Origin of the sequence: Azospirillum sp. INR13 (assembly GCF_015390205.1) — a bacterium.
Classification (GTDB): domain Bacteria; phylum Pseudomonadota; class Alphaproteobacteria; order Azospirillales; family Azospirillaceae; genus Azospirillum.
This window is the reverse complement of sequence record NZ_VUOI01000003.1, coordinates 180,769-205,585: the sequence shown is the minus strand read 5'-3', so window position 1 is coordinate 205,585 and position 24,817 is coordinate 180,769. Positions and strand designations below refer to the sequence as shown.

The 24,817-nt window shown below is 64.6% G+C and carries 21 protein-coding genes and 4 pseudogenes; 14 read left to right on the top strand and 11 right to left on the bottom strand.

All coding sequences use genetic code 11. From position 1 onward, the window contains the following. The first annotated feature begins 3 nt into the window (after positions 1-3). The 4 genes from F1643_RS04130 (at position 4) to F1643_RS22175 (ending at position 3,172) form a co-directional block, all read left to right on the top strand. Positions 4-1,917, top strand: a complete 1,914-nt coding sequence (locus tag F1643_RS04130) for a nitric oxide reductase activation protein NorD (RefSeq protein WP_194911003.1) — start codon at positions 4-6, stop codon at positions 1,915-1,917. Between the two features lie 23 nt (positions 1,918-1,940). Continuing rightward, complete coding sequence (locus F1643_RS04125) at positions 1,941-2,615, top strand: DUF4142 domain-containing protein (RefSeq protein WP_194910994.1); 675 nt, start codon at positions 1,941-1,943, stop codon at positions 2,613-2,615. 138 nt (positions 2,616-2,753) lie between these two features. Beyond that, positions 2,754-3,032 (top strand): DUF6522 family protein, encoded by a 279-nt coding sequence (locus F1643_RS04120; protein ID WP_194910992.1) that lies wholly within the window; start codon positions 2,754-2,756, stop codon positions 3,030-3,032. Between the two features lie 11 nt (positions 3,033-3,043). Next, positions 3,044-3,172: a hypothetical protein gene (locus F1643_RS22175; protein ID WP_255542382.1), complete on the top strand. Its 129-nt coding sequence runs from the start codon at positions 3,044-3,046 to the stop codon at positions 3,170-3,172. A 16-nt stretch (positions 3,173-3,188) separates the two neighbouring features. Here the strand turns inward: F1643_RS22175 and F1643_RS04115 are convergent, their stop codons facing one another. Together F1643_RS04115 and hmpA are read right to left on the bottom strand one after the other, a co-directional pair. Continuing rightward, positions 3,189-3,443 carry a hypothetical protein gene (locus F1643_RS04115; RefSeq protein ID WP_035683801.1) on the bottom strand — a complete coding sequence of 85 codons (255 nt, stop codon included), beginning with the start codon at positions 3,441-3,443 and terminating at the stop codon, positions 3,189-3,191. A gap of 136 nt (positions 3,444-3,579) precedes the next feature. Continuing rightward, positions 3,580-4,806 (bottom strand): NO-inducible flavohemoprotein, encoded by a 1,227-nt coding sequence (gene hmpA / locus F1643_RS04110; protein ID WP_194910989.1) that lies wholly within the window; start codon positions 4,804-4,806, stop codon positions 3,580-3,582. A gap of 240 nt (positions 4,807-5,046) precedes the next feature. On the opposite strand from hmpA, the gene F1643_RS04105 reads away from it, so the two are divergent. The 3 genes and pseudogenes from F1643_RS04105 (at position 5,047) to F1643_RS04100 (ending at position 6,724) form a co-directional block, all read left to right on the top strand. Next, positions 5,047-5,277: a hypothetical protein gene (locus F1643_RS04105; protein ID WP_194910982.1), complete on the top strand. Its 231-nt coding sequence runs from the start codon at positions 5,047-5,049 to the stop codon at positions 5,275-5,277. After that, a pseudogene (locus F1643_RS22170) lies at positions 5,253-5,483 on the top strand (transposase); the annotation flags it as partial. The gene F1643_RS04105 and the pseudogene F1643_RS22170, both read left to right, overlap by 25 nt. Beyond that, entirely contained in the window at positions 5,438-6,724 is a 1,287-nt protein-coding gene (locus F1643_RS04100; protein WP_370540469.1) for an IS4 family transposase, read from the top strand. The pseudogene F1643_RS22170 and the gene F1643_RS04100, both read left to right, overlap by 46 nt. Before the next feature lie 190 nt (positions 6,725-6,914). On the opposite strand, the gene F1643_RS04095 is transcribed toward F1643_RS04100, so the two are convergent. Together F1643_RS04095 and F1643_RS22165 are read right to left on the bottom strand one after the other, a co-directional pair. Continuing rightward, positions 6,915-8,561, bottom strand: a complete 1,647-nt coding sequence (locus tag F1643_RS04095) for a hybrid sensor histidine kinase/response regulator (RefSeq protein WP_194910980.1) — start codon at positions 8,559-8,561, stop codon at positions 6,915-6,917. Between the two features lie 271 nt (positions 8,562-8,832). After that, positions 8,833-9,288: pseudogene (locus F1643_RS22165) on the bottom strand (PAS domain-containing protein); the annotation flags it as partial. 611 nt (positions 9,289-9,899) lie between these two features. Here F1643_RS22165 and F1643_RS04090 point away from each other — a divergent pair. The 3 genes from F1643_RS04090 to F1643_RS04080 all read left to right on the top strand — a co-directional run bounded on the left by F1643_RS04090 (position 9,900) and on the right by F1643_RS04080 (position 11,281). Beyond that, complete coding sequence (locus F1643_RS04090; protein WP_194910970.1) at positions 9,900-10,097, top strand: hypothetical protein; 198 nt, start codon at positions 9,900-9,902, stop codon at positions 10,095-10,097. 698 nt (positions 10,098-10,795) lie between these two features. Then, positions 10,796-10,963: a hypothetical protein gene (locus F1643_RS04085; RefSeq protein ID WP_194910968.1), complete on the top strand. Its 168-nt coding sequence runs from the start codon at positions 10,796-10,798 to the stop codon at positions 10,961-10,963. A gap of 162 nt (positions 10,964-11,125) precedes the next feature. After that, positions 11,126-11,281: a hypothetical protein gene (locus F1643_RS04080; protein WP_194910966.1), complete on the top strand. Its 156-nt coding sequence runs from the start codon at positions 11,126-11,128 to the stop codon at positions 11,279-11,281. A gap of 52 nt (positions 11,282-11,333) precedes the next feature. Here F1643_RS04080 and F1643_RS04075 read toward each other — a convergent pair whose 3' ends face one another. Beyond that, a complete protein-coding gene (locus tag F1643_RS04075) occupies positions 11,334-11,987 on the bottom strand; it encodes an SGNH/GDSL hydrolase family protein (protein WP_206692318.1) in 654 nt (217 codons plus the stop codon). 750 nt (positions 11,988-12,737) lie between these two features. Here F1643_RS04075 and frc point away from each other — a divergent pair. Continuing rightward, complete coding sequence (gene frc, locus F1643_RS04070) at positions 12,738-14,015, top strand: formyl-CoA transferase (RefSeq protein WP_194910964.1); 1,278 nt, start codon at positions 12,738-12,740, stop codon at positions 14,013-14,015. A gap of 123 nt (positions 14,016-14,138) precedes the next feature. Next, positions 14,139-16,295 (top strand): acetate--CoA ligase family protein, encoded by a 2,157-nt coding sequence (locus F1643_RS04065; protein WP_194910956.1) that lies wholly within the window; start codon positions 14,139-14,141, stop codon positions 16,293-16,295. Positions 16,296-16,302: 7 nt separating this feature from the next. On the opposite strand, the pseudogene F1643_RS04060 reads toward F1643_RS04065, so the two are convergent. Further along, a pseudogene (locus F1643_RS04060) lies at positions 16,303-17,095 on the bottom strand (IS5 family transposase). Between the two features lie 550 nt (positions 17,096-17,645). On the opposite strand from F1643_RS04060, the gene F1643_RS04055 reads away from it, so the two are divergent. Continuing rightward, the gene (locus F1643_RS04055) at positions 17,646-18,521 is read left to right on the top strand and encodes an SDR family oxidoreductase (RefSeq protein ID WP_194910954.1); all 876 of its coding nucleotides are present in this window, start codon (positions 17,646-17,648) and stop codon (positions 18,519-18,521) included. A 129-nt stretch (positions 18,522-18,650) separates the two neighbouring features. Here the strand turns inward: F1643_RS04055 and F1643_RS22160 are convergent, their stop codons facing one another. After that, positions 18,651-18,974 carry a helix-turn-helix transcriptional regulator gene (locus tag F1643_RS22160; protein WP_255542381.1) on the bottom strand — a complete coding sequence of 108 codons (324 nt, stop codon included), beginning with the start codon at positions 18,972-18,974 and terminating at the stop codon, positions 18,651-18,653. Positions 18,975-19,059: 85 nt separating this feature from the next. Here F1643_RS22160 and F1643_RS22155 point away from each other — a divergent pair, with 85 nt between their 5' ends. Continuing rightward, positions 19,060-19,407, top strand: coding sequence for a hypothetical protein (locus tag F1643_RS22155; RefSeq protein WP_194911192.1), 348 nt, complete (start codon positions 19,060-19,062; stop codon positions 19,405-19,407). 211 nt (positions 19,408-19,618) lie between these two features. Here F1643_RS22155 and F1643_RS04040 read toward each other — a convergent pair whose 3' ends face one another. The 4 genes and pseudogenes from F1643_RS04040 to F1643_RS04025 all read right to left on the bottom strand — a co-directional run bounded on the left by F1643_RS04040 (position 19,619) and on the right by F1643_RS04025 (position 24,707). Beyond that, a complete protein-coding gene (locus tag F1643_RS04040; protein WP_194910950.1) occupies positions 19,619-21,163 on the bottom strand; it encodes an ABC transporter ATP-binding protein in 1,545 nt (514 codons plus the stop codon). Positions 21,164-21,247: 84 nt separating this feature from the next. After that, positions 21,248-21,912, bottom strand: a pseudogene (locus F1643_RS04035) (IS3 family transposase); the annotation flags it as partial. A 32-nt stretch (positions 21,913-21,944) separates the two neighbouring features. After that, complete coding sequence (gene pyk / locus F1643_RS04030) at positions 21,945-23,423, bottom strand: pyruvate kinase (RefSeq protein WP_194910948.1); 1,479 nt, start codon at positions 23,421-23,423, stop codon at positions 21,945-21,947. A 3-nt stretch (positions 23,424-23,426) separates the two neighbouring features. Further along, the gene (locus tag F1643_RS04025) at positions 23,427-24,707 is read right to left on the bottom strand and encodes a glycerate kinase (RefSeq protein WP_206692315.1); all 1,281 of its coding nucleotides are present in this window, start codon (positions 24,705-24,707) and stop codon (positions 23,427-23,429) included. Between the last annotated feature and the right edge of the window lie 110 nt (positions 24,708-24,817).

The window sequence follows — 24,817 nt, the reverse complement described above, 5'->3', positions numbered from 1 at the left end:
CGCATGGCCTCCATCTGGGAACCCGAGGAGTTCGTCGGAGCCCTGTGGCACCGTCTGGTCGGTGACGCCGCGTCCTACCCGCGTCATCCCGACGCCGCGGTTCGCCTGGACGCGATGCGCGCGCGCCTCGGCGTGCTGTTTCGGGCGCTCGGCGGCCCCGGTGCCGTTCGCATCGCCGGGACCTCCGCCGAAACCTCCGGGCATCGCCTCGGTCTGAAGCAGCGTCTCGGTCTCGGGACGGAAAAGCTGGAGCGCGCCCGCTACGACGGCGTCACCCTCCAGCTTCCCGACCGCGTCGATGTCTTCCCCTCCCGCGAGGACAACGCGGCGCTCTACGAATGGCTCGCCATTTTTTTCGTCCAGGCCGAACCGCCTCCGGCGATGCCCGACGACCCGCTGCAGGCCGACCTCGTCCGCCTGCGTTCGGCCCGTCGGGCCACGCAACGGGCGCTCGATGAATGGCCGGGCCTGCGCCCGCTGCACGTCCGGCTCTGCCAAGCCATGCGCGCGGCCCGACCCAAATGGCGGCGCCCCGGACAGGAGGCCGCCGTCGAGGCGCTCGTCGGAACGCTCATCGGAAGCGGCGGCCCATCCGATCCGGACCTGCTGGCAGCGGTCACCGACGCGGCGGTCCCACTCGACCGCTTCCGCGCCGCCTCCGGCTATCGGCCCTTCCTGCCGGTGCCGCTGTGGGGAGAAGTCTCCGCGCCACCGGAGGGCGCCGCTTCGCCCGAGAGTGATGAGGAGGGTGGCGCCGGGGCCGAAGGGGACGGCAAGCGCCGCAGGGCCAAGCGCCGCGAGAACGACCAGACCCGGCGCGACGACCCGCTGATGCTGAACCGCTTCGAGAAGATTCTCGGGCTGGCGGAGATGGTCAATCTCAATCGCAAGGTCGAGGACGACAACGAGGAAGGCGCGCGCAAGGCCGCGGAGGACCTGGACGAAATCTCCGTAGGCCAGCACGAGCGCAAGGCGTCGACCAAGCTCAAGCTCGACCTCGATCTGGCCTCCGAGGAAGCCGACGTCGCGCCATTGCGGGCGGAAATCACCTATCCCGAGTGGGACTGGAAACGCCGCCTCTATCATCCCGACCATTGCCGCGTGATCGCCGAGCCGGCCGCGCTGGAGGGCGAGGAGTGGCGGCCCGACAACGACGCGCTGCGCCGCATCCGCCTGGTCCGCCGCCAGTTCGAGGCGATGCGGCCACGCCGCCAGGTGATGACCGGGCAGCCCGACGGTGACGAACTCGACCTGTCGGCTCTGGTCCGCTCGGTCGCCGACCGGCGCGCGGGCGGCATCGGCTCGGATCGGGTCTACACGGCGATGCGCAACGTCGCCCGCGACCTGTCGGTGGGCGTGCTGGTCGACGTCTCGCTGTCCACCGACAGCTACATCGAGGACCGGCGCGTGCTCGATGTCGAGAAGGAGGCTCTGCTGGCGTTGACGCACGGGCTGACCGCCTGCGGCGACGAGCACGCCATCTTCACCTTCACCTCGCACCGGCGCCACCGGGTGGACATGCGCACCGTGAAGGACTTCGAGGAGCGGTTGGACGCCCGCGTCGTGCGCCGCATCCAGTCGCTCAAGCCGGGCAGCTACACGCGCATGGGAGCGGCGCTACGCCACGCGACGGCCCTTCTCAAGGACCGCCCGCACACACACCGGCTGCTTCTGGTGCTGACGGACGGCAAACCGAACGACACGGACCATTACGAGGGCCGCTACGCCATCGAGGACACGCGCGTGGCGGTGCAGGAGGCGCGCCGCGCCGGACTGCGGCTGTTCGGCGTCACGGTGGACGAGATGGGGCGCGATTACCTGCCCTACATCTTCGGCCCCGGCGCCTACGCCATCTTCCCGCACGCCGCCCGCCTGCCCGCGGCGCTGCCCGCCATCTACCGCCAGCTGACCGGCTGAACGCTCAAGAAACAGGAGGCATCATGCTCAGGATCATCCTTGCCGCCATCCTCGGAGCCGTCCTGGTGTCCGGCTCACCGTGGGCGCAGGTCAACATCCGGCCGGACACCACGCCCCGCCTGCCGCCGCAGCCGGGACAGTCCCTGCCCGTCGAGGATGCGCTTTTCCTCAAGGAGGCGGCCGCGGCCAGCCAGGGGCAGGCGGAACTCGGGCGTCTCGCGGCGGAGAAGGGGGCGGACGACGCGTTCAAGAACCTGGCCAAAGGAATCACGGAAACCCACGCCACCTTGGGTGAGTCTTTGAAGCGGCTCTCGTCGGCCCGCCCCCTGCCGCCGGCCGACCAGTTGAAGCCGGAGCGCGCCGACGCCTTCGGCGCCGCCGGGGCGGTGACCAACCCGGCAAACGCCCAGGAGGGCATGACGCAGGACGCCGTCAAGGCGCTGTCCGGGGCGTCGGGCGATGCGTTCGCCAAGGGCTACATCGAGGCTCAGCTTCGCATTCACGACCGCATCGTTGATCTCTACCAGACCGAGGCGTCGAACACGCCGGACCGCGAGCTTGCCACTTTCGCGATCACCAGTCTGGTGTCCATCCAGAAGGACCGCGACGCCCTGCGGCAGATGGCCGACCGCTTCGGGATCAGCGCTCCGGCCACGGGCCAGCCGGTTCAGTATGGCGATCCGACCAAAGCCCGTTGAGGCCGGCGGCCGCCATGGCGAACAGTACGCCGCCGGTGACCGGGCAGTTTTCGTGCGATTGCCCCCGGGCAAAGACGGCGACAACGCCCCACGTCATGATCCCCTCCGGTCATCATTCCAAAGACAAGCGAGGCGGACATGAAGGAGACGCAACCACAGCCGGCGGCGCTGCTCGGAATCAAGATTGCCGAGGAGGACGGTGCCGGAGATCTCGTGTTTGACGCTGCGATCGTGGGGCCGCTCCTCGGCCTCGAACCGGGCGCTTTCATGGAAGAACTGAAGAAGGGCATGATCCATCAGGTTCATGAACAGGGAACCGGTGTGGACCATGGTCGGAGGCGGGTGACCTTCCGCTACCGGGCACGGCAATCAGTGCTGGTTCTGGACGCGCAGGGCCATGCACTTCATGTTGCATGAGGTCGAGGTGGATGGAAGGGCGCGAGAAGCGCAGCCATGAGAGCGGCGTGAGCCCGGACGGCGGGTCCGTCGATCGAGGATCTCTGTTCACCCGACCCGGCAACCCGATCGTCGCCGGCTTCACGGCGGTCGTCCCCTGACGATGCCAGGGGTGGGTCAGTAATCCCGATCCGGGTGATCGGACCAGTCGCCCAGATTCATCACGGCGACAGCCATCGCCACACCGCCGAACGTTCCGCAAACCGAGCCGAAGAGCAGAATGAAACCGATCAGCCAGTAGTCGGAGCCAAGGAGCAGTGTACGGAGACTGGCGACATCCAGCGCGAGAAGGCCGAGGCAAACGACAACGCCGGCCACGACCCCAATCGCCAGATGGGTCAATAGGAATGACACCAGATTATGCTTCTGCAAGAAAGCGGAGCGCCGTGGATTTCGAGGCATTACAGTGACTCCCTGCAGAGCAAAGGCGCATGGTAGCCATTGGAAGGCAGCATGCGCCGCGCCCTTGACGGTCCCCCTGAACTGAATCGGCGCACGCCCTGAAACCTCATACGGCAAGCAGTTCGTCCGCTGGGCCAAAGAACTCATAATGGATGCTGCCCAATGGCACGCCCCGGCCGGCGAGGCCGCCGACCATAGCGCGCAGGAACGGTCGAGGGCCACACAGATAGTAGGCCGCCTCCTGCGTCGGGGTGTTGGCCACGATCCAATCCATGCTGATGAAACCTCGCTCATCGTAGTCGCGCCCCTGAACGTCGGCCGGGTCAGGGGCGTTGTAATAGGTACGCAGCGTGATGTTGCGAGCCTGAGCGGCCAGTGCCCGGGAATGATCGCGCATCGCGTGAACGCGGCCGTTTTCGGCGCCGTGGATGTACCAGGTCGGCCGGCCATCGCCGGAACCGGCAATGGTCTCCAGCATGCTCATCATCGGGGTCAGCCCGACGCCGCCGCTCAGCAGAACGACCGGCCCGGCGGAAGCCTCGTCGAGGAAGAATTCGCCGGCCGGAGGCGCCACCTTCAGCACCGTGCCCGGCTTGACGTGATCGTGCAGCCAGTTGGAGGCCAGCCCCGCCGGCCTGCCCGAGCCCTCCTCCCGCTTGACGCTGATGCGGTAGGACCGGGAATCCGGAGCGGAGGAGATGGAATAGTTGCGCTTCAGCACACCGGCTCCCGGCATATCCAGCGCAAAGGTCAGATACTGACCGGGGCGGTGGCGGATCACACCGCGCCCGTCCGCTGGAACCAGGATGAAGGAGCGGATGATGTCGCTCTCCGGCGTCACGCTCTCCACCGTGAAGTCGCGCCAGCCGTTCCATCCGCCCGGCGCCGTGGCGAGCCCGGCGTAGACGCTGGCCTCCCGCGCTTTGAGCACGTCCGCCAGAAACCAATAGGCCTCGCCCCAGGCGTCGAGGACCTCGTCGGTCGCGGCGTCGCCCAGCACGTCCTTGATTGCGCCCAGCAGGGCATCGGCGACATAGGGGTAATGTTCGGGCAGGATGTTCAGCCCGACATGCTTCTGCGTGATCCGCTCCACCCGCGAGGCCAGCACACCCAGGTTGTCGATGTTGCGGCCATAGGCGATGATCGCCGCCGTCAGCGCCTTGGACTGCGACCCGGTCTCGCCATGATGGGATTGATTGAACAGGTCACGGATTTCCGGGGTGCGGAACAATCGCTGATACATGCGGTCGGTGACCGCGGTGCCGCCTTTCTCCAGAGCGGGAACCGTGGCCTTGACGATGTCGATGGTTCGGTTGCTGAGAGCCTCCGCCATGGATTGCCTCCGTGCTGCAATGGCGATTCAACCCTCCGCTAATTCAACCGGTTCCGGCAATTTTCCCAGGACCGGACCAACCTCGAAAGGTTGCGATTGCCCTGGCATTGGCCGTCAACGGCGCTGGGGTTCCTGCTGCGGAAGCGGCTTCCATACGCTATATTTCGGGCTAGGAAGCGTTCGTACGCTCCCTCACGCCAAGGACTGTTGGCGTGGCGAACCGCCTGGGAACCGTGGCTGATGCCCGCCGCCGACACCGATGCCCTGCAACCGTCCGCCCTGCGCGACGCCGACCATCTGACCGCGATCGTCGATCTCAACGAAACGCCTGTTCTTTGCCCGGGACCTGCCGGCCGTGGTTTCCATCCTCCGGACGGTACGCCTCCGGCGACCTTTCAATTACCCACATCCGGCAGCACAGCTGATGACGGCGGTCTCCATCTCGAATGCCGGCCATCCGTGGCCTGTTGACATCGAACGATGCTCGGGAGGTGCTGATGGCCACGGGAACCAACGCCTGGATCGAGGATGAACTCGCCGGCTGCCACTTTGCCGACGAGCGGCTGGGGCGACGCTTGAGCACGTTGCTCGATCAGATGTCCGGGGGGATGGGCAACAGCATTCCGCTGGCCTGCCAGGACTGGGCCAACACCAAGGCGGCCTACCGGTTCTTCGCCAACGAGCGGGTGAGCGACGCGGATATTCTCTCCGGCCACTTCGATTCGACACGCGCGCGGGTCGCCGCAGCCTCCGGCCCATCCTGGTCATTCAGGACACCACGGAGTTTTCCTTCCAGCGTGAGCATCCTGAGAAGATTGGCCAGACCGTCCGGGTCAACAGCGGTCAGGACGAGGAGGGCCGGTTCCGCATGCACATCGTGTGTGGGTTGCTGATGCACGCCAGTCTGGCGGTCACGACCGAGGGTCTTCCCCTGGGGCTCGGCGCGGTCAAGTTCTGGACCCGGACCAAGTTCAAGGGAACCGCCGCCCTCAAGAGAAAGATCAACCCGACGCGGGTTCCCATCGAGCAGAAGGAAAGTGTCCGCTGGCTGGAGAACCTGCGCCGGACCACGGAACTGTTCGGCGATCCGGGACGCTGCATCCACGTCGGCGATCGCGAGAGCGACATCTACGAGCTGTTCTGCTTGGCTCAGAAGATGGGCACGCATTTCCTGGTGCGGACCTGCGTCGATCGGCTCGCCCTTGGTGGCGATACGACCGTCGACGCCGTGATGGATGAGGTCGCCGTCCAAGGCGTGCATGCCGTTGCTGTCCGAAATGGCAAAGGTCACCTCGACACGGCGAAAGTCGAACTGACCTACCGCAGCCTGCGGATCCTGCCGCCGGTCGGAAAGCAGAAACGCTATCCGGCCCTCTCCCTGACGGTCCTGCATGCCCGGGAATGTGACGCACCCGCCGACCGGCCGCGCATTGATTGGAAGCTCCTCACCGATCTGCCTGTCCTCTCGAACGAGGACGCCATTGAGAAGCTCCGTTGGTATTCGGTGAGGTGGAAAATCGAGTTGTTTCACAAGATCCTGAAATCAGGCTGCAAGGCCGAGGAGGCTCGCCTCCGAAGCGCCGACCGCCTGGTGAAGTTGATCGCCGTCTACTGCTTGGTGAGTTGGCGGGTCTTTTGGCTGACGATGATCAACCGATCGGCGCCGGACATCGACGCAGGAATCGTTTTCACCGAACGCGAGCAGAAGATCCTCGATTTCCTGATCCCGAACAAGGCTCCAACCGCGCCCGGCAGCAACACCCTGGGCATCTATCTCACCAAAGTCGCCAAGCTCGGCGGCTATCTCGCTCGCGGCTGTGATCCACCACCGGGAAACACCGTCATGTGGCGGGGCATGTCCCGCCTGATCGACATTGCCTTGGGCTCGGAGACCGCGCCGCAGCTTGTGGGTAATTGAAAGACTCACCGGATGCGTACTCCGGACGGCCACGCGCCGCCTGACCGGTGCCGACCGCGCTTGGCGGCATGATCGATGAGCATGCCCTTGCCGTGCTCAAAGCGAAGGCGTTTCCACAACGGCGTGATACGAGCAGGACGGCCTTTGCCGAACCCGGTGCGGATCGAACCAACTCGGCGATGAGGGCGGGTCAGCTGCCGAGAAGCTCCTGCACGGCGGCAAGGAGTTGATTGGAGGCGACGGGTTTGCGGAGGAATGTCACGCCAAGGTCCGTGGCGTCACGTTCGCTGTCCGGCCCCATATCCCCGGTCAGAATGATGCCGGGTATCGGATGGCCAGCCTGTTTGCGGATGGAGGCAACGGCGTCCGTTCCGACGTCGCCTCCTCGCAGGCGGTAATCCGCGACGACGAGGTCCGGCGCACGCGCCATGTCTTGCAGACCTTCGAGAGCCTGCGCCGCGGACGCGGCGATGACGACCTCGTAACCCCACTCGATGAACAGTGTCCGGAGACCGGTGAGCACGGTCACGTCGTCATCGATCAGAACAGCCAAACGCCTTTGCCCGTCGGCCATTGCGGCCCGCTTCGGCTGGGATGGACTCGTCCCCGCGGCGCCCGCAAGGGGAACGTCGACCGCAAAGGTCGACCCACGCCCCGGTTCGGAGCGCACGGTCACCGGGTGATCGAGCAGCTGGGAGAGCCGCTGCACGATGGCCAGCCCCAGACCCAACCCTTGGCTCCGGTCGCGCTCCGGGTTGTTGACCTGATGGAACTCTTCGAACACGCGGCCCAGCTGCTCGGCGGATATGCCGATTCCACTGTCGTGAACCTGAATGCTCACGCGGTCGGAAAGGATGTCGCAGACAACCCGCACATAGCCTTCAGGGGTGTAGCGCAAAGCATTCTCGACCAGATTGCGCACTATGCGACCGAGCAGCACCGGATCGCTTCGCACCGCCAGAGTTGGTCCGGGGTCTGTGACATAGAGTTCCAGACCCTTGCTCGCCGCGATCGGTGAATAAGCGGCTCGCATCTCATCCAGCAGCGACGCAAGCGGTATGTCACGGACCTGAGGCACAATCGTTCCGACATCCAAGCGAGAAACGTCGAGCAGGCTGTCGAGCAGGGCCTTCAACGTGTCCAAGGCACGCTCCAGGGCCATCAGCGACCGGCGGCTCCGGTCCTCGAGGACATGAGATTGCAAAACGCCGGCGAACAGCAAAGCCGACTGGAGCGGTTGCCGCAAATCGTGGCTGGCGGCGGCCAGGAATCTGGACTTGGACTGGTTGGCTTCATCGGCCAGGGTCTTGGCATCGCGCAGGGCCTGCTCCATCGCCCGACGTACGGTGACGTCCATGTTCATGCCGCTCAGGCGGACTGGGCGACCGCTGCCATCATGTTCCGCCCGCCCCACCCCCAGCAACCAGCAGACCCCCTTTCCCGGATGCGCGATGCGAAACTCCGCCTGGTAATTCGGCCGCCGGCCTTCGAGCACGTCCTGCACGGCCTGCCGCAACGCCGGGTGATCGTCCGCAACAACCAAATTGTAGAACGCGGGTTCACTGGGGTGGAACGTCGTCGGATCGACACCCAACAGACGGTACATGCCGTCCGACCAAGTCACGACGCCAGTGCGGAGATCGAGATCCCACAGACCGGCGTTTGCGGCGTTCAAGGCAATGGCGAGATTCCTCTCGCTCCGCTGCAAGGCCGTTGCCACGGACTTGCGCTCGGTGATGTCGATGTTCAGGCCGCTCATGCGCAACGGCGTGCCGTCCGTGTCGTAATGGACGCGCCCGGTGGATAACACCCATCGGACCGTCCCATCCGGGAGCATGATGCGGTATTCCAGTGCGAGATAGGGGCTTCCGCTCACCGAAGAGCTGCGCCTGAGCCGCGGCCGTGATGGTTTCGACATCGTCCGGTTTCACTGTACGGAGCCAGGAATCCAAGCAGGGGGTATCGCTCTCCGGGTCCAAGCCGAACAGGCGATAACTGCCCTCCGACCAATGCCCGCGCCCGGTGCGCAAATCCCAGTCGAAACTGCCGGCCTGAGCCGACTGTAGGGCCAAGCTGAGGCGTTCGTTGCTTGCCCGAAGTTCCTCTTCGGCCATCGTCCGTCGGGAAATGTCCAACAGATGGACGGTCAGCCCCATCGGGGTGGGAAACGCTCGGAGCCAGAACCAGCGGCCAGTCTGCGGACCGCGGAATTCGACGTCCACCGGAACCCGTTCGGTCATGGACCTGTGCAACTCATCCGCCAACTGGCCTTCGGCGAGTTCGGGAAAGGCATCCCACAGCCGCATGCCGAGCAGGTCGCGGCCTTGAGCGACCAGGGTCCTGGCCATGTCGTTGAGTTCGAGGAATCGCCAGTCCCGATCGAACTCAATGACGCCATCCACGGTGTTGGCCAGCAATACGTTGACTTTGCGGGCGGAGTGTTGGGCCTCTTCGCGCACTCTCAGGAAACGGCGTATACCCCACAGGGCGCCGAGGCCTGTGGTCAGGAGCAGCCCAAGAAAGATGGCCACGGTCCAGAAGGTTGCGGTGTGGATGGGACGCATCGCCGTCGCTTTGTCGAGCCCGACGTGCAGATACAGGCCCTGGGCACCCGACGTTGCCGGTGAATAGGCAAACACCCGTGGCCGACCGTCCATCCCCGCCAATTCAACCACACCTTTGGTCGCCTCGCGCAACAAAGGACCGAACGGTTCCGGCAACAAGCGGCCGGCCAGTTCCGGTGCGTCAGGGATGGTTGCGAGAACCGTTCCGTCACGGTCGGCGACAAGGAGACAGGTGTTGTCCGGCAAAGAGTCCTGCGTGAGGGACTCCCGCAGCCAAGCGGTGTCGAGAAGTGCCGCAATCACTCCATGATAATCTCCATCCTCCCGGCGGTGGGCACGGGCGAAGGGAATGGCGGGTTGTCCCGTGATCGGCGATCGCATGGACTGGCCTGTGACGATGCCATCGGTGCTCGCCGCATCCTGGAGGAGCCGGTCTGCAATCACCCGCCCCACCGTCATGGAGTCTGTCGAGCACCATACGGCACCGTTCGCGTCGGAGATTTCCACTGCCATGTAGCTCGGATACTTGCCCCTGATCCGGGACATGACTTCTTGGCAGGCCGTGGCGTCCATACGCCCCACCCCGCTTCGGTAAGAGCGAACAGAATGTGATGGATGTCCTGTATGATCCGTCTTTGTTCCGCGTCCACAAGGTCGAGAAAGTGGCTGGCATCCTGTCGAAGCTCGGCCTCACGGGCCGTATGAAGCTGCATGATCGGAAAGAGCTCGAACGCCAGCAACGGAGCAGCAATGAGCAGGAGGAAAGGCAGCAGGCGGTTGGTTTCTCTACGAGGCGCTCGCTTCCGTAAGGACTTCAGCAATTCCTGTCTCCGAGGGCAGACCTTTTCTTCCTTGGAGCATTATACAAAAATACGCCAGTATGTAATCAGATAAAAATGCCGCCGCCCAAAGGATAGGTGTCGGCATATGCCTTGAGGCGGAGCCATCAGTCCTGATCAAAACCGTTCCAACCGCTCTCCTGAACTTCCTCTGGAGGAGCGTCCCCAATTTAGTTCAGTATTCACCACGGCAAGCTCGTAGAACCTTTTTGAGAAATCTTTTTGCTTTCCAGCGTTGGATTATATTACCGCGGCGCAGCACCATCTCAGCGTAATTCTTCGCCATGGAGGAAAAACACAGAATGCCTTCTTTTTGGGCAGCCTCGTCGGTGCATGCATACTGAGCTTGGCGGAGGCATAAGTAAGCGGTCCGGCACCCATCGAGCGCTATGCTTGGCGGAAAATCGACCATCGCGCCGAACTCCATGAATGCAATATTGAACAAATTTTGCGCAAGATAACCAGGACGGTGGCGAGCGATTCAGCGTGGTTCGCGTTTTCAGATGAATGACCCCATGATTGCTACCTCTTGAGCTGCAACGCTGACCATCGCCCCGCCGCGAACCGCTCGTCATGAGCAGCCGCCTGTGGAGGCGCCCATTCAACTCCGGCGCATCGTGTGGCTCCAGCGAAAGAGCGTCGTATGATCAGGCGATAGGCACCAAGCGGTGGTCCGGCCAGGACTCGGACTCAAGAGCTACCACACCGCTCGGCAGACCATCGCCGGCGAACAGATCGTCGCCATAGTCCGTTACGGGCAGGTCGCCGCCGTTCCCATCAACAACATTCCGGCCCCGTCGGCCTTCATTGAGGACCTGTTCGGCGCGATCACCTGACGGCGCTGATACCGCGGTCCCGCGTGCCCACTATCCGATGTGCGACCGAATCCGATGAAGTCCAGCTGCTTTTGACGACGATCAAGGCTGCCCGTTCTCCACGCTCGCAGCATCCATATCGCACCCGAACCACCAACTGATCCGACGGAAGCGACAGTGCCAATGAATGAAGCCCAAGTCGGACTGCTGATCGTCTCGCCGCTGCTGATCGGCATGGTTGTGCTGCTGTATCGCCAGGGTGTCATGACGCGAAGCGGCGCAGCGCTCGCCGCTCTGGCTTCAATCGGCACGGTAGCGTGGCTATTCTTCACTCAGTAAATTGTGTCCGTTTTCGAGGTGGCGACATCAGGAGGGATGGTGGTTGCCCGCGTCAGAACGCAAACACCGCCGATCGTCGTTGTGACCAGTTGTGGGAGGTGGTCAAAGCGGCGATGGCAGCGGCGATCTTCGCACCACCCTGGACAGACGGCTCGATGGGATTTGCGTAGTCCTCTGCCTTGTCGCAGACCAGGCGCAAGTCGATGAGCGGCAAGCCCCGTATGAATGCCTCACGGGTGATGACATCGTTGAAGATGGTCAGGCCGGTAATGGCCAATCGTTGCCGAAGCGGGTCGGGGTAGTGCGCGTCGTAGATCGTACAGACTGCCGTCGGCAAGCGCGAGGCCAAGACGGCGTCGAGCATTGTCCGATAGTCGCCCTGGAACCGCTCCCGTATCTCGCCCAGCCTGTTGACCACCGCGGCAACAGATCGCGCTCCTTCATCCAGCAGACTGGAGTGGCGCAACGCATCGTTGCCGCCCACACTCACGATGAGATGAGTCGCGTCAGGAGGACATTGCTGGACTTGCCGACCGACGTTGCTGGTCACGGCACCGTCTTCTGCTCCTAACGTCGCACGCCAACCCGACGGTAGACGCAAACGAAGCTGTGCCGTCACGTCCGGTCCGCCTCCGACATAGGCGGAGTTATCGAAGATCGAATCGCCCAGTAGGACGATATACGGCATCGATGCGGATGAAACCATGCAGCTTCTCCCTCAGTGCCATTGCCGCAACAGCGAACAACGGCCTTCCCTCCCAATTCAAAGCGGAGATCTCTCCATCTTCCTGCGCCCTCTGGTCGCTTGACCCACGCTGGCGCTGAAGGCGCTTACCGTCGCGCCAGGGTGCCTGAGTACGGCTCGAGCCCAAATGCACATCAACGCCGAAACGGGGGCTTTGGGGGACGGGGGTGCACCTCAGGCCCAATCGGACCAATTCACTGCCCCAAAATTCTTCTTGACCTCAAGCGAGCTTGAGGTTTTAGCCTGGGTGTATTGGATCTGGCATGCCAGAGCCGATTGCAACATGGACTGCGAAAGGCAGCGATCCCCAGCGCACCAAGGGAGGCGTGTGTGATCTCTCCGACATCCGTCAATTGGACCATGCTCAACACGCTGCGTGCCATGCCGGGTCCCGAGGCCACGACACCTCCGGTCTCGCTGCTGGCCATCACGAAGGCGGCAAGCTTGAAGCCGGCCGCTGTGAGGCCGGCACTCTGCGAATTGGTCAGGCAGGGCTTTGTCCGGGAGTACGCAACACAGTGCGGCAAACAATATGCGAGAACGGAAAAAGGTGATCAGCGAATATTGGAAATAAAGGGCTGGCTTCGGTAGCCGTTCAGAGGCCCGCGGGGATCAACGGCCCGCACCCTCCACTCCTGCTCCTTTCAATGGCGAACGGTTTGGTCACGCCGCCGGGCTCCGTGTGCCTGCGGCTCAACAGGGAGAGACGGCATGGGCAAGGCACTCGAAGGCGTGCGGGTTCTGGACTTTACCCACGTTCAGTCGGGTCCGACCTGCACGCAGCTTCTGGCGTGGTTCGGCGCCGACGTCATCAAGGTCGAGCGTCCGGGCGAGGGCGACATCACGCGCGGCCAGCTGCGCGACGTGCCCGAGGCCGACAGCCTCTACTTCACCATGCTGAACCACAACAAGCGGTCCATCACGCTGGACACCAAGAACCCGGACGGCAAGCGCGTCCTGGAGGATCTGGTGCGCATCTGCGACGTGATGGTCGAGAATTTCGCCCCCGGCGTGCTCGACCGCATGGGCCTGACCTGGGAGCGCATCCAGGAGCTGAACCCCCGCATCATCGTCGCCTCGGTCAAGGGCTTCGGCCCCGGTCCCTACGAGGACTGCAAGGTCTATGAGAACGTCGCGCAGTGCGCCGGCGGCTCGGCCTCGACGACCGGCTTCGACGACGGCCCGCCGATGGTCACCGGCGCCCAGATCGGCGACAGCGGCACCGGCCTGCATCTGGCGCTGGGCATCGTGACCGCGCTCTACCAGCGCACCCAGACCGGGCGCGGCCAGAAGGTGCTGGCGGCCATGCAGGACGCCGTGCTGAACCTCTGCCGTGTCAAGCTGCGCGACCAGCAGCGGCTGGAGCGCGGCCCGCTGAAAGAGTACCCGCAGTACCCCAACGGCGAGTTCGGCGACACCGTGCCGCGCGCCGGCAACGCCTCGGGCGGCGGCCAGCCGGGCTGGATCCTGAAGTGCAAGGGCTGGGAGAGCGATCCCAACGCCTACATCTACTTCATCACCCAGGCGCCGGTGTGGGCGAAGATCTGCGACGTCATCGGCAAGCCGGAATGGGTCACCGATCCGGACTACGCGACGCCCGCCGCTCGCCTGCCGCGCCTGAAGGACATCTTCGCGACCGTCGAAGAATGGACCATGACCAAGACGAAGTTCGAGGTCATGGAGATTCTGAACAAGTACGACATCCCCTGCGGCCCCATCCTGTCGATGAAGGAGCTGGCGGAGGATCAGTCGCTGCGCGAGACCGGCACCATCGTCGAGGTCGATCACCCGACGCGCGGCAAGTACCTGACGGTCGGCAACCCGATCAAGCTGTCGGACAGCCCGACCGAGGTCACGCGGTCGCCGCTTCTGGGCGAACACACCGACGAGATCCTGCGCGAGGTGCTCGGCTTTGACGAACGCCGCATCGGCGAGGTTCGCGACAGCGGCGCACTCGGTGCCGCGCGCAGGCCGCTGACCACCGAGTAGGACAGGCGGCAGCCTCCTGCAGCGCATCACCGGCGACGCGTTGCAGGAGGCCGCCGCCCCCGAAAATCCATCCAAGCTCACCTCCAAGACGTGAGCCGACCAGTTTGCAAAGGAGGAAAGGCCATGACCGCAGTCATCGATCCGCTCCACACCGAGCGCCCAACGGATGTCGTCCGCCGCCTTCTCGACACCGCCAAGGCCGAGGGCCGCAACGCGCTGACCGCTCCAGAAGCCAAGCAACTCTGCGATCTGTACGGCATTCCAGTGCCGAAGGAAGGCTTGGCGAAGAGTGCCGACGAAGCCGTCACCCTCGCCGAGGGTATGGGTTTCCCGGTGGTCATGAAAATCGTGTCGCCGCAGATCCTGCACAAGACGGAAGCCGGCGGCGTTCTGGTTGGTCTCTGGAACGCCGACGCCGTCCGCCAAGGCTTCAGGACCATCATGGAGAACGCCCGCGCCCATGACCCCGGCGCGGAGTTGATCGGTGTGCAGGTCCAGCAGATGCTGAAAGGAGGCGTGGAGGTCATCGTCGGTTCCATCACGGACCCGAGTTTCGGCAAGCTGGTGGCCTTCGGCCTCGGAGGCGTGCTGGTCGAGGTGCTGAAGGACATCACCTTCCGCCTCGCCCCGGTCACCCGCGAGGAAGCCCTCTCGATGCTCGACGGCATCCAGGCCGCGGAGATGCTGAAGGGCGTGCGCGGCGGCAAGGCGGTCGACCACGAGGCGCTCGCCGATGTGATCGTCAACGTCTCGCGCCTGGTCGATGAAGTGCCGGAGATCGTCGAACTCGACCTCAACCCGGTCTTCGCGCGCGAGAACGGAGCCACCGCCGCCGACGTGCGCGTGGTCCTGGACTTTACGGTCAGGACGCCGCGCTACCGCCCATCGCAGGAACAGATCGTCCGGCAGATGAACCGGATCATGAAGCCCGAGGCGGTGGCCGTCATCGGCGCCTCGGCCGAGGACGGGAAGATCGGCAACTCGGTGATGAAGAACCTCATCAATGGTGGCTACAAGGGCCAGATCTATCCGATCCACCCGAAGGCCGACGACATCCTGGGCTACAAGGCCTACAGAAGCGTCAAGGACGTGCCGGGCGACATCGATGTGGCGGTGTTCGCCATCCCGGCCAAGTTCGTCGCCCAGGCGTTGGGCGAGGTCGGCGAGAAGAAGATCCCCGGCGCCGTGCTGATTCCTTCGGGCTTCGCCGAGACCGGCAACGTCGAAGGGCAGGAGGAGATCGTCGCCATCGCGCGCAAGCACGACGTGCGGCTGATGGGGCCGAACATCTACGGTTTCTACTACACGCCGGCAAACCTGTGTGCCACCTTCTGCACGCCCTACGACGTGAAGGGCAAGGCGGCGCTGTCGTCGCAGTCCGGCGGTATCGGCATGGCGATCATCGGCTTCAGCCGCTCCGCCAAGATGGGCGTTTCGGCGATCGTCGGACTCGGCAACAAGTCGGACATCGACGAGGACGACCTGCTGTACTTCTTCGAACAGGACGACAACACCCAGGTCGTCGCCATGCACTGCGAGGATCTGAAGGACGGCCGTGCCTTCGCGGAGGCCGCCAAGCAGGTTTCGAAGAAGAAGCCGGTGGTCGTGCTGAAGGCCGGACGCACAGCCCTTGGCGCGCGGGCGGCCAGTTCCCACACCGGCGCGCTCGCCGGCAACGACAGGATTTACGAAGACGTGCTGCGGCAGTCGGGCGTGGTCCGGGCGCGCAGTCTGCAGGAGCTGCTGCAATTCGCCCGTGGAATCCCGGTGCTGCCGACGCCGAAGGGCGAGAACGTCGTGATCATCACCGGCGCCGGCGGATCGGGTGTGCTGTTGTCGGACGCCTGCGTGGACAATGGCTTGTCGCTGATGGCGATGCCATCGGACCTCGACGCCGCCTTCCGCAAATTCATCCCGCCTTTCGGCGCCGCCGGCAACCCGGTGGACATCACGGGTGGTGAACCGCCATCGACCTACCAGAACACCATTCGGCTGGGCCTGGAGGATGACCGCATCCACGCGTTGATCCTGGGCTACTGGCACACGATCATCACGCCGCCAATGGTGTTTGCCAAGCTCGTCATCGAGGTGAAGGAGGAGATGAAGGCGAAGGGCATCGAGAAGCCCATCGTTGCTTCGCTGGCCGGCGACGTCCAGGTGGAGGAGGCCGCGAGCCACCTGTATGACCATGGCATCGTGGCCTACCCCTACACGACCGAGACGCCGGTCGCGGTGCTGGGCGCCAAGTACAAGTGGGCTCGCGCGGCCGGGCTGGTTTAGGGCGCTGTTAGCGCTTGATCCAATCGAGGGCGGCGGCGAGGCAAAGGACGCCCGTGAAGGAGTTGGCAGTTTTCTCGTAGCGGGTGGCAATTGCCCGCCACTCCTTGATCCTTGCCCAAAAGCGCTCGACGAGGTTGCGGTTGTTGTAGATCCATGCCGGACAGACGACCGGCGCATCGGTCTTTTTGTGCGGGATCGCCGGTCGTGCGCCGAGCTCTCAGACCCGCTGACGGAAGGCGTCCGAAGCGTAGCCACGGTCCCCCACCACACAGCCGGGAACCTCCGGCAGGATCGCCAGCAGAACGGGGGCGAGCGGCAGTTCGTGGGCTTGGCCGGGCGCCAGGGCGAAGCCGAGCGCCCGCCCACCGCCATCCACGATCACGCAGGCTTTTGTGCCATAGCCGCCACGAGAGCGCCCAAGCGCTTCACGCACGTCCCGCTGTGCTCCAGATCCCCTTTTTCGACGCGCCCACCGCCTTCGCGTGCGCTCGGATATTCGTGCCGTCCAGGAAGGTCATGCCGAGCGCGACGCCGCGCTGCTGGGCCAGATCGAGCAAGCGCTCCCACACGCCCAGCCGCGCCCAGCGGATGAAGGTCTTCGCCGCCATCCACCACGGCCCCAACTCCGACGGGATTGTGCGCCACTTGGCTCCGTTCGTATGCCGCCAGAGGATTGCCGTAACGGTGCGGCGCAGATGCTGGGGTGGTGTCTTGCCGCGCGGGCGGCAGGCTTCGATCAGCGGATGCAGAAGCGCCCATTCCGCGTCCGTCAGGACCTCGTTTCCGTACACAACTGCCATCCCGAACAGATGGGTACAGACATCAAGCGCTGACAGCGCCCTACTCCGGGAGGCGGTCGCCAATGACCAAATCGATGACGTCGCCAGCCTCGACCACGTCTTGGGCAACCGATGCAACACCCTTACCGATGACCCAGACACCATCCACGGCCGCACCCTGTTCCACTGGTGGCCGGCGTTCGCCTGATAACTTCGGAAAATCCCGTCAGAAGAAGCATTCTCATGCCGTCGGTATCATACTGCCGAGCTTAAGGGGTCACTACACGAAAGTGCGCAAATTGTCCGGGTTGGGGGAACGCGTCATGAACGTGAGCTCCGCCGCGCTCCAGCGCTCCTTTCTGCGCCTTTCGAAGACGCAACCAATCCCGCCAGCTTCTGTTCTCCCGGCACGACGCCATCAGAATGGCTCACAGACACGGTCTGGAGCAACGCAAGGTCCCGCCGACGGATGGTTGGTGGAATCGGCAGTGGCATGGCTGCAACAATGGTCGAACCGGCCTTTGCGCAGCAGAATCAGCAGCACACTCCCAGCTAACGCAGCGAGCCAACGATGCAGGATCCGCGCTCCAAATACCCGAAGCCCCCCTTCCGAGCCCAGACCCAGCCATGGCCCGGCCTGGCGCGGGACATGGACCCAAAGCCGGACCATGGCGAGACCAGCTACCGCGGCTCGGGCCGGCTCGCCGGACGCAAGGCGTTGATCACGGGCGGCGATTCCGGCATCGGCCGGGCGGCGGCGATCGCCTACGCGCGCGAAGGGGCGGATGTCGCGATCAACTATTTCCCCTCAGAGGAGCCGGATGCCCGCGAGGTCATCCAACTGATCACGGAAGCCGGCCGGAAGGGCATCGCCATCCCCGGCGACCTGCGCGACGAAGCCTTCTGCCAGCGGTTGGTGGCCGAAGCAGTGCAGGGGCTCGGCGGGCTCGACATCGTCGTCTGCAACGCCGCGCGGCAACAGGCCAAGCCTTCGATCCTCGACATCACGACCGAGGACTTCGATGCGACGATGAAGACCAACATTTACGCGCCCTTCTGGATCATCAAGGCCGCCCTGCCCCATCTCCAGACGGGATCCTGCATCATCGGCACGACCTCCGAACAGGCGTATGATCCGTCCCCGGATCTCTACGACTACGCCCAGACCAAGGCGGCGACCATGAACTACGTCAAGTCGCTGGCCAAGCAGCTCGGCCCGAAGGGGATCCGGGTCAACGGCGTGGCGCCGGGGCCGGTTTGGACCCCGCTGCAGATCAGCGGCGGCGCTTCGGAACCGAAATACGAGAAATTCGGCAGTACCACCGTCTTCGGCAGGCCCGGGCAGCCGGTCGAGCTTGCCTCCATCTACGTCCAACTCGCCGATGCCGACGCGAGCTTCGCCACTGGAAACGTGTACGGTTCGAGCGGCGGCCAGGGTCAGCCCTGATACGCCGTCTCGCAAACCGGCTCCGCAGCCGCCTCCTTGCCGGTCTTGCCGTTGGTCTCCGGCGGGAGTGCGGCACGGCGACAGGCTCACGAACGGACAGGCCCGCCAGAGGTGCGGTGCGCGGTGTGCTCAGGCGCGGGGCGACAGCGCCGCCGCCCAACGGACCGGTGTCAGCCCGTAGGTTCGCTTGAACAGCCGCGACATATGGCTCTGGTCGGCGCATCCGGCCTCCACCGCTGCTTCGGCAAATGGCATGCCGTCCCGGATCATCCGGCGCACCCAATCCAGCCGCCGCATGGTTCGGAACGCGCTGGGGCTGGTGCCGAACGCCGCTCGGAATTGGCGCGCCAACGTCCACCGGTCCAGGCACGACACGCGCTCCAGTGACTCGGCGCTGTGCGGTGTTGAGGGGGCGGCGGCGATCAGGTCGCGCACGCGCAGCAGAGACGGCAATCGGAGGGTTCCGGCAGGTTTCGCGCCAGCTTGATCGTCGTGCTGGCGCTGCCGTAGAGGATCACCTCCCTTCAGGAGGTGCCGTATGCACTGCCCGCACTGCTCTTCGACCGCGACCATCGAGCATTCAGACCGCACGGTCCACGGGTACCGGCGCTTCCGCTGCCGCGGGTGCGGACGCCAGTTCAACGAGCGCACGGGCTCGCTGCTGAACCGGCTGCAGGTCCCCACCGATGTGGCCATTCTTGTTGTGCTGTGGTGCCTCCGGATGAAGCTCAGCCTGCGCGACTTGGCAGAAGTCCTGCTGCCGCGCGGACTGGTCTTCTCGCACGAGGCGGTGCGCGACTGGGAAGCCAAGCTGGCGCAGCGCGCTCACCGAGGCCTTGCGCAAAGGGCGCAAGGGCAAAATCAGTCGGAGCTGGTACGTGGATGAGACATACCTGAAGATCGCCGGGCAGTGGCAAATACCTGTATCGGCAAAAACGCCGGCAATCTAAAGGCGCCTGATTGCGTTTCGTTTGAGGTCGTGTGGAGATTTGATGGAGGATAAAAAATTGTTGCGAGCCGCCGTGATGCCCATGGCGCCTGCGCCCGAACCCAACCAATGGCTGCATGATCCAGGCCTCAACAATCCATGAGGCCGGTTAGAGAACGGAGCGGACCATTTCGGCATAGACGCCGCCGAGTGCAAGCAACTCATCATGTCTGCCTTGCTCGACGAGTTGCCCATGATCCATCACAAAGATCCGGTTGGCATGCCGGACTGTGGAGAGACGGTGGGCGATGGTGATCGTGGTGCACTCCCTGCCCATCGTTTCAAGCGCCTGCGACATCGCCCGCTCTGTGACGGGGTCGAGCGCGCTGGTCGCTTCATCCATCAGCAACACACGGGGACGCCGGAGGATTGTACGCGCCAGTGCGATGCGCTGCTTCTCGCCACCGGAAAAACGATAGCCGCGTTCCCCAACCAGCGTGTCGTAGCCGTTGGGAAGCGCCGAGATCATATCGTGGACCTGAGCGACTTTGGCGGCTGCAATCAGATCCTCATCCGAGGCATCCGGTCTGGCGAAACGCAAATTGTCGGCGATGCTCGCGTTGAGCAGGTACGGTTCCTGGGTGACCACCCCGAGCATGTCCGTCATCGACTGGAAACTCAGATCGCGAACGTCGACGCCGTCGTAACAGATCGAGCCCGCATCCACATCGTAGAGCCGGGCAAGAAGGTAGCCGAGCGTCGTCTTCCCCGATCCGGTCGCGCCCACGATCGCCACATGAGATCCGGCAGGAATGTCGATCGAGACATCGTCGATTGTCGGCCGCTGAGACCCGTCGTAGGCGAAGCTAACCTTATGGAGGCGGATCGCGCCACGGATGCTCTTACGATCAAGAACGGTTGGATCGGGCCGTTCACGGATCTCGACCGGCCGGTCGAGATAATCGAAGATGCGCGCAAACAAGGCACGCGTCGTTCTGATCTCAACGCCGGACCTCAGAACCTCCTCCAACGGCCAGAGCAATTGCTCCTGCAAGGCGACCATGGCGACCATCGTGCCGATGGTCACTACCGCTGTCCCCTGGCTCATCAGAATGCCGCCGAGCAGCAAGGTCGACGCCGGCAAAGCCTGCAGCACCAAGTCGATCACCGCCCATTGCCACTGCCCAGCGGTGTGGGATCGCACCTCAAGCACCGCCACACCCTCGGAGGTGCGGACGAACCGCCGTGTCAGATGGTCGGTGCGACCCATCGTACGTGCGAGGATGATGCCGGAGATCGACAGGGATTCCTGCACCATCGACGACATATCGGCGATCCGAAGCTGCTGCTCGCAGGTGATCTCCTCCCGCACCTTCCCGACACGATGGCTGATCCAGATCGCGGCCGGCAGAACCAGAAATGAGAACAGCGCCAGTCGCCATTCCAGCGCCAGCATAGCGATCATCGTCATCACCACCGTGCTGACGTTGCGCGTCAACTCGCTTGCGGTGTGGGTGACGAGCGCCTGCAGACCGCCGATGTCGCTGGCGATGCGGGACTGCACCTCGCCCGTCCGCGTCGTCATGAAGAACCCGAGGGACAGGGATTGCAGATGCGCGTAAACGCGCACCCGCAAGTCATGCATGATCGCCTGCCCGACCCTTGACGTGATCGCCACCTGAAGGACACCGATCGCCTCCTCCGCCAACAGCATGGGCCCTCCGGTAAAGGGCCCAGACTACGACGGTGGGTCAGATTTCACCTGATGACCCGGATCAGCTTTCCACTGATGGCGACAGCACCACACTTGGTCGGGGCGGTCGATGGTCAGGTCGCGCAGCAGGTATGGCCAGATCTTGTGTTCCGGATGCCGCACCGTTGTCTTCGGACGCTGGTAGACGGCCCGCAGGCCCATCCGTGCCATTAGGCGGCGAACCCGCTTGCGGTTGACCTCATGACCGTGTCGGCGCAGGTGCCGGGTCATCTGCCGACTGCCGTACCAGGGCGTGTCCAGGAACTGCTCGTCGATCAGCCGCATCAACTCAGGTTCGCAGCCGGTTCGCCCTTGGCCGGCCCGTAGTAGCTGGAGCGGCTGATGGGAACCAGCTCGCATTGCCGCACGATCGTCAGGCGTGAATGCTCCGGCTCGATCAGCTCTCACCTCCGGCCGATGCTCATCGACCGGAGGCCTTGCGCAAAAAATCCCGCTCCACGACCATCTGGCCGATCATGGCGTGCAGCTTCTCCACCTCGCCTTGATGACTGGTCTCGGCCGCCTCCGCCTTGCCGGAGAACAAACACCCCGGCCATGCCCTCGATCGCCTGCTTCTTCCAAGCGTTGATCAGCGTCTGATGGACGCCGTGCTTGGCGACCAACTGCGACACCGTAAGCTCGCCCCGGATCGCCTCCAGCGCCACCTTTGCCTTGAGCTCCGCCGAATACCGCTTCCGTTTCCCCGTCATCGGGTCCGTCCTTCATTATGGGCGAACCAAGCTTATCCGACTGTCCGGGAAACGGGGACCAGCTCAGCGGATGCCTCGTCGGACAGGCCATGGCTGGCTTTGACGCTTGCCACCCGAAGAACATTCGTGGCGCCCGGCGTGCCAAAAGGCACACCGGCGGTGATGACCAGACGCTGGCCTGGACCGGCCAGTTCTTCGTGCACCGCAGTCCAACAGGCCCGGCGAACCATTTCCGAAAAATCGCCCACGTCAGCGGTGTGCACCGCATGGACCCCCCAGGCCAGCGACAGGCGGCGTGCGGTGGAGAGGGCCGGCGTCAGGCCCAGCACCGGAACGCCCGGCCGCTGGCGGGCGGCGCGCAACGCCGTCGACCCCGACGTGGTGTAGGCCGCGATCGCCACAGCCCCAACCGTGGCGGCAACTTGCCGCGCGGCGGTCGTGATAGCGTCGGCGGTCGTCGCCTCGGGTTCGGGCCGGGCGGCGCCGGTGATCCGGCGGTGCAGCGGGTCCTGTTCCACACGGCGGACGATGCGGTCCATCATCGTCACGGCCTCCACCGGATAAGCGCCGGAAGCGGATTCCGCTGAGAGCATCACGGCGTCGGCGCCGTCATAGACGGCGGTTGCCACATCGGAGGCTTCCGCCCGCGTCGGCGCCGGCGCGGCCGTCATGGATTCCAGCATCTGCGTCGCAACGATCACCGGACGGCCGAGCGTTCGGCATTGGGCGACGATGCGCTTCTGGGCGCTGGGAACGTCCTCCGGTGGCATCTCCACGCCCAGATCGCCGCGCGCCACCATCACGGCATCCGACATCTCGATGATCGCGCCCAGCGCCGCCATCGCCGCCGGCTTTTCGATCTTGGCGACGATCCCGGCCCGCCCGGCAATCAGGTCCCGCGCCTCGGCCACATCCTCTGGGCGCTGCACGAAAGACAGGGCAATCCAGTCGACGCCCAGGCGAAGGCCGAATTCCAGATCGCCTCTGTCCTTATCGGACAGGGCCGACAACGGCAGGATGACGCCGGGCAGGTTCACCCCCTTCCGGTCCGACAGGACGCCGGAGGTGACCGCGACCGTCTCGGCAAAATCGCCACCACACCGCTCGACCTGCAACCGCATCTTGCCGTCGTCCAGAAGGATGTCAACGCCGGGCACCAGCACGTCGTAGACTTCCCTGTGCGGAAGCGTCACGCGCGAGGCATCGCCGGGTACATTGGCGGTGTCGAGCCGGAAACGCTGCCCCGCCTCCAGCTGCACCCGCTCTTTGGCGAAACGGCCAATGCGCAGCTTCGGCCCCTGAAGGTCGAGAAGGATGCCGATCGGGCGCTTCACCTCCCGTTCCAGGGCACGGATGATGGTGTGGCGGAGCGCATGATCGTCATGGCTGCCATGGCTAAAATTGAGCCGAAAGACATCGACACCCGCATCATGGATCGCACGAATGGTCTCGGGTGTCGAACTCGCGGGGCCGAGGGTGGCCACGATCTTGGTGCTTCGCTGACGGCGCATCGCTCACCCCTTCCCTTTGGACGGCGGCGCACGGCCGTCGATCAGAATGGCTCGGAAATCATTCACGTTGGTCAGCGTCGGACCCGTCACGACAAGGTCGCCAAGCGCCTGAAAGAATCCATACCCGTCGTTGTCCGCCAGACGCGCCTTGGCATCGATGCCCAGCGCGGCCGCGCGCTTCAGAGTGTCGGGGGCGAGCAGTGCGCCCGCATTGTCCTCCGTGCCGTCGATACCGTCAGTGTCGGCGGCCAGCGCGTGCGCACCCGGCATGCCGTCGAGCGCAACGGCGAGCGCAAGCAGGAATTCGGCATTGCGTCCGCCACGGCCTCGGCCCCGCACGGTCACGGTGGTCTCGCCACCGGACAGCAGCACACAGGGCCCTGACGCTGGCTGACCGTGCTCGACCACTTGGCGGGCGATTCCGGCATGGACCAGCGCGGTCTGGCTCGCCTCGCCTTCGATGGCGTTGCCCAGGATCAGCGACTTATAGCCGGCGCCCCAAGCCACCCCAGAGGCACGCTCCAGCGCCATCTGTGGCGTGGCAATCATGATGGTTCTCACATCCCCGCGCATCTCGCTCGACGCTTCGCCGCCGACGCGGACCGCCGACAGGTGTCGAACCACCGCCGGTGGCGGTTCGATGGCGTATTTCCGCAGGATCGCCAGCGCGTCGGTGGCGGTGGTCCAATCGGGCACCGTGGGGCCGGAAGCGATCACCGCGGGATCGTCCCCCGGCACGTCGGAAATCACCAGGGCTACGACCTGCGCACGCGTGGCGGCAGCCAAGCGGCCGCCCTTGATGGCCGACAACTGTTTGCGTACGCAGTTCATCTCCCCGATCGATGCGCCGGACCGCAGCAGCGCCTTACCCACGGCCTGCTTGTCGGCGATGGAAATTCCCGGCGCCGGAAGGGCAAGCAGGGCGGAGCCCCCGCCGGAGATCAGGCAAAGCAGGAGATCGTCAGGCCCCAACTCACCGGCAAGCGCCAGGATGCGGCGGGCTGCCGCCTCGCCGGCCGCATCGGGCACGGGATGGCCAGCCTCAACCGTCTCGATGACACGGGTCGGCACTCCGTGGCCATAGCGGGTGATTACCAAGCCGGACAAGGGGCCTGACCAATGGCCTTCCACCGCCCGCGCCATCGCGGCGGCCGCCTTTCCCGCACCGACCACGACGGTGCGCCCCCTGGGCGGATCGGGCAGATGTGGCGGAACGCATTGATCGGGCGATGCCGCCGCGACCGCGGCCCGGAACATCGCCTGCAAAAGCTCTTTTGGCTGCATTCTCAAGTGACCGTTCATTGGGAATGTTGGCTAGGGGAATGTTGGCCGGCGCCTTATCGGCCCTCCGCACACGGGCGACGCCGCCGGGTTCCCGAGGGTTTGCCGCCCCC

Coding starts and splice junctions, on each gene's coding strand:
- F1643_RS04130 (WP_194911003.1), top strand. CDS start 4: ATGGCCTCCATCTGGGAACCCGAGGAGTTCGTCGGAGCCCTGTGGCAC.
- F1643_RS04125 (WP_194910994.1), top strand. CDS start 1,941: ATGCTCAGGATCATCCTTGCCGCCATCCTCGGAGCCGTCCTGGTGTCC.
- F1643_RS04120 (WP_194910992.1), top strand. CDS start 2,754: ATGAAGGAGACGCAACCACAGCCGGCGGCGCTGCTCGGAATCAAGATT.
- F1643_RS22175 (WP_255542382.1), top strand. CDS start 3,044: ATGGAAGGGCGCGAGAAGCGCAGCCATGAGAGCGGCGTGAGCCCGGAC.
- hmpA (WP_194910989.1), bottom strand. CDS start 4,806: ATGGCGGAGGCTCTCAGCAACCGAACCATCGACATCGTCAAGGCCACG.
- F1643_RS04105 (WP_194910982.1), top strand. CDS start 5,047: ATGCCCGCCGCCGACACCGATGCCCTGCAACCGTCCGCCCTGCGCGAC.
- F1643_RS04095 (WP_194910980.1), bottom strand. CDS start 8,561: ATGCTCCCGGATGGGACGGTCCGATGGGTGTTATCCACCGGGCGCGTC.
- F1643_RS04090 (WP_194910970.1), top strand. CDS start 9,900: ATGGATGTCCTGTATGATCCGTCTTTGTTCCGCGTCCACAAGGTCGAG.
- F1643_RS04080 (WP_194910966.1), top strand. CDS start 11,126: ATGAATGAAGCCCAAGTCGGACTGCTGATCGTCTCGCCGCTGCTGATC.
- F1643_RS04075 (WP_206692318.1), bottom strand. CDS start 11,987: ATGGTTTCATCCGCATCGATGCCGTATATCGTCCTACTGGGCGATTCG.
- frc (WP_194910964.1), top strand. CDS start 12,738: ATGGGCAAGGCACTCGAAGGCGTGCGGGTTCTGGACTTTACCCACGTT.
- F1643_RS04065 (WP_194910956.1), top strand. CDS start 14,139: ATGACCGCAGTCATCGATCCGCTCCACACCGAGCGCCCAACGGATGTC.
- F1643_RS04055 (WP_194910954.1), top strand. CDS start 17,646: ATGCAGGATCCGCGCTCCAAATACCCGAAGCCCCCCTTCCGAGCCCAG.
- F1643_RS22155 (WP_194911192.1), top strand. CDS start 19,060: ATGCACTGCCCGCACTGCTCTTCGACCGCGACCATCGAGCATTCAGAC.
- F1643_RS04040 (WP_194910950.1), bottom strand. CDS start 21,163: ATGCTGTTGGCGGAGGAGGCGATCGGTGTCCTTCAGGTGGCGATCACG.
- pyk (WP_194910948.1), bottom strand. CDS start 23,423: ATGCGCCGTCAGCGAAGCACCAAGATCGTGGCCACCCTCGGCCCCGCG.
- F1643_RS04025 (WP_206692315.1), bottom strand. CDS start 24,707: ATGCAGCCAAAAGAGCTTTTGCAGGCGATGTTCCGGGCCGCGGTCGCG.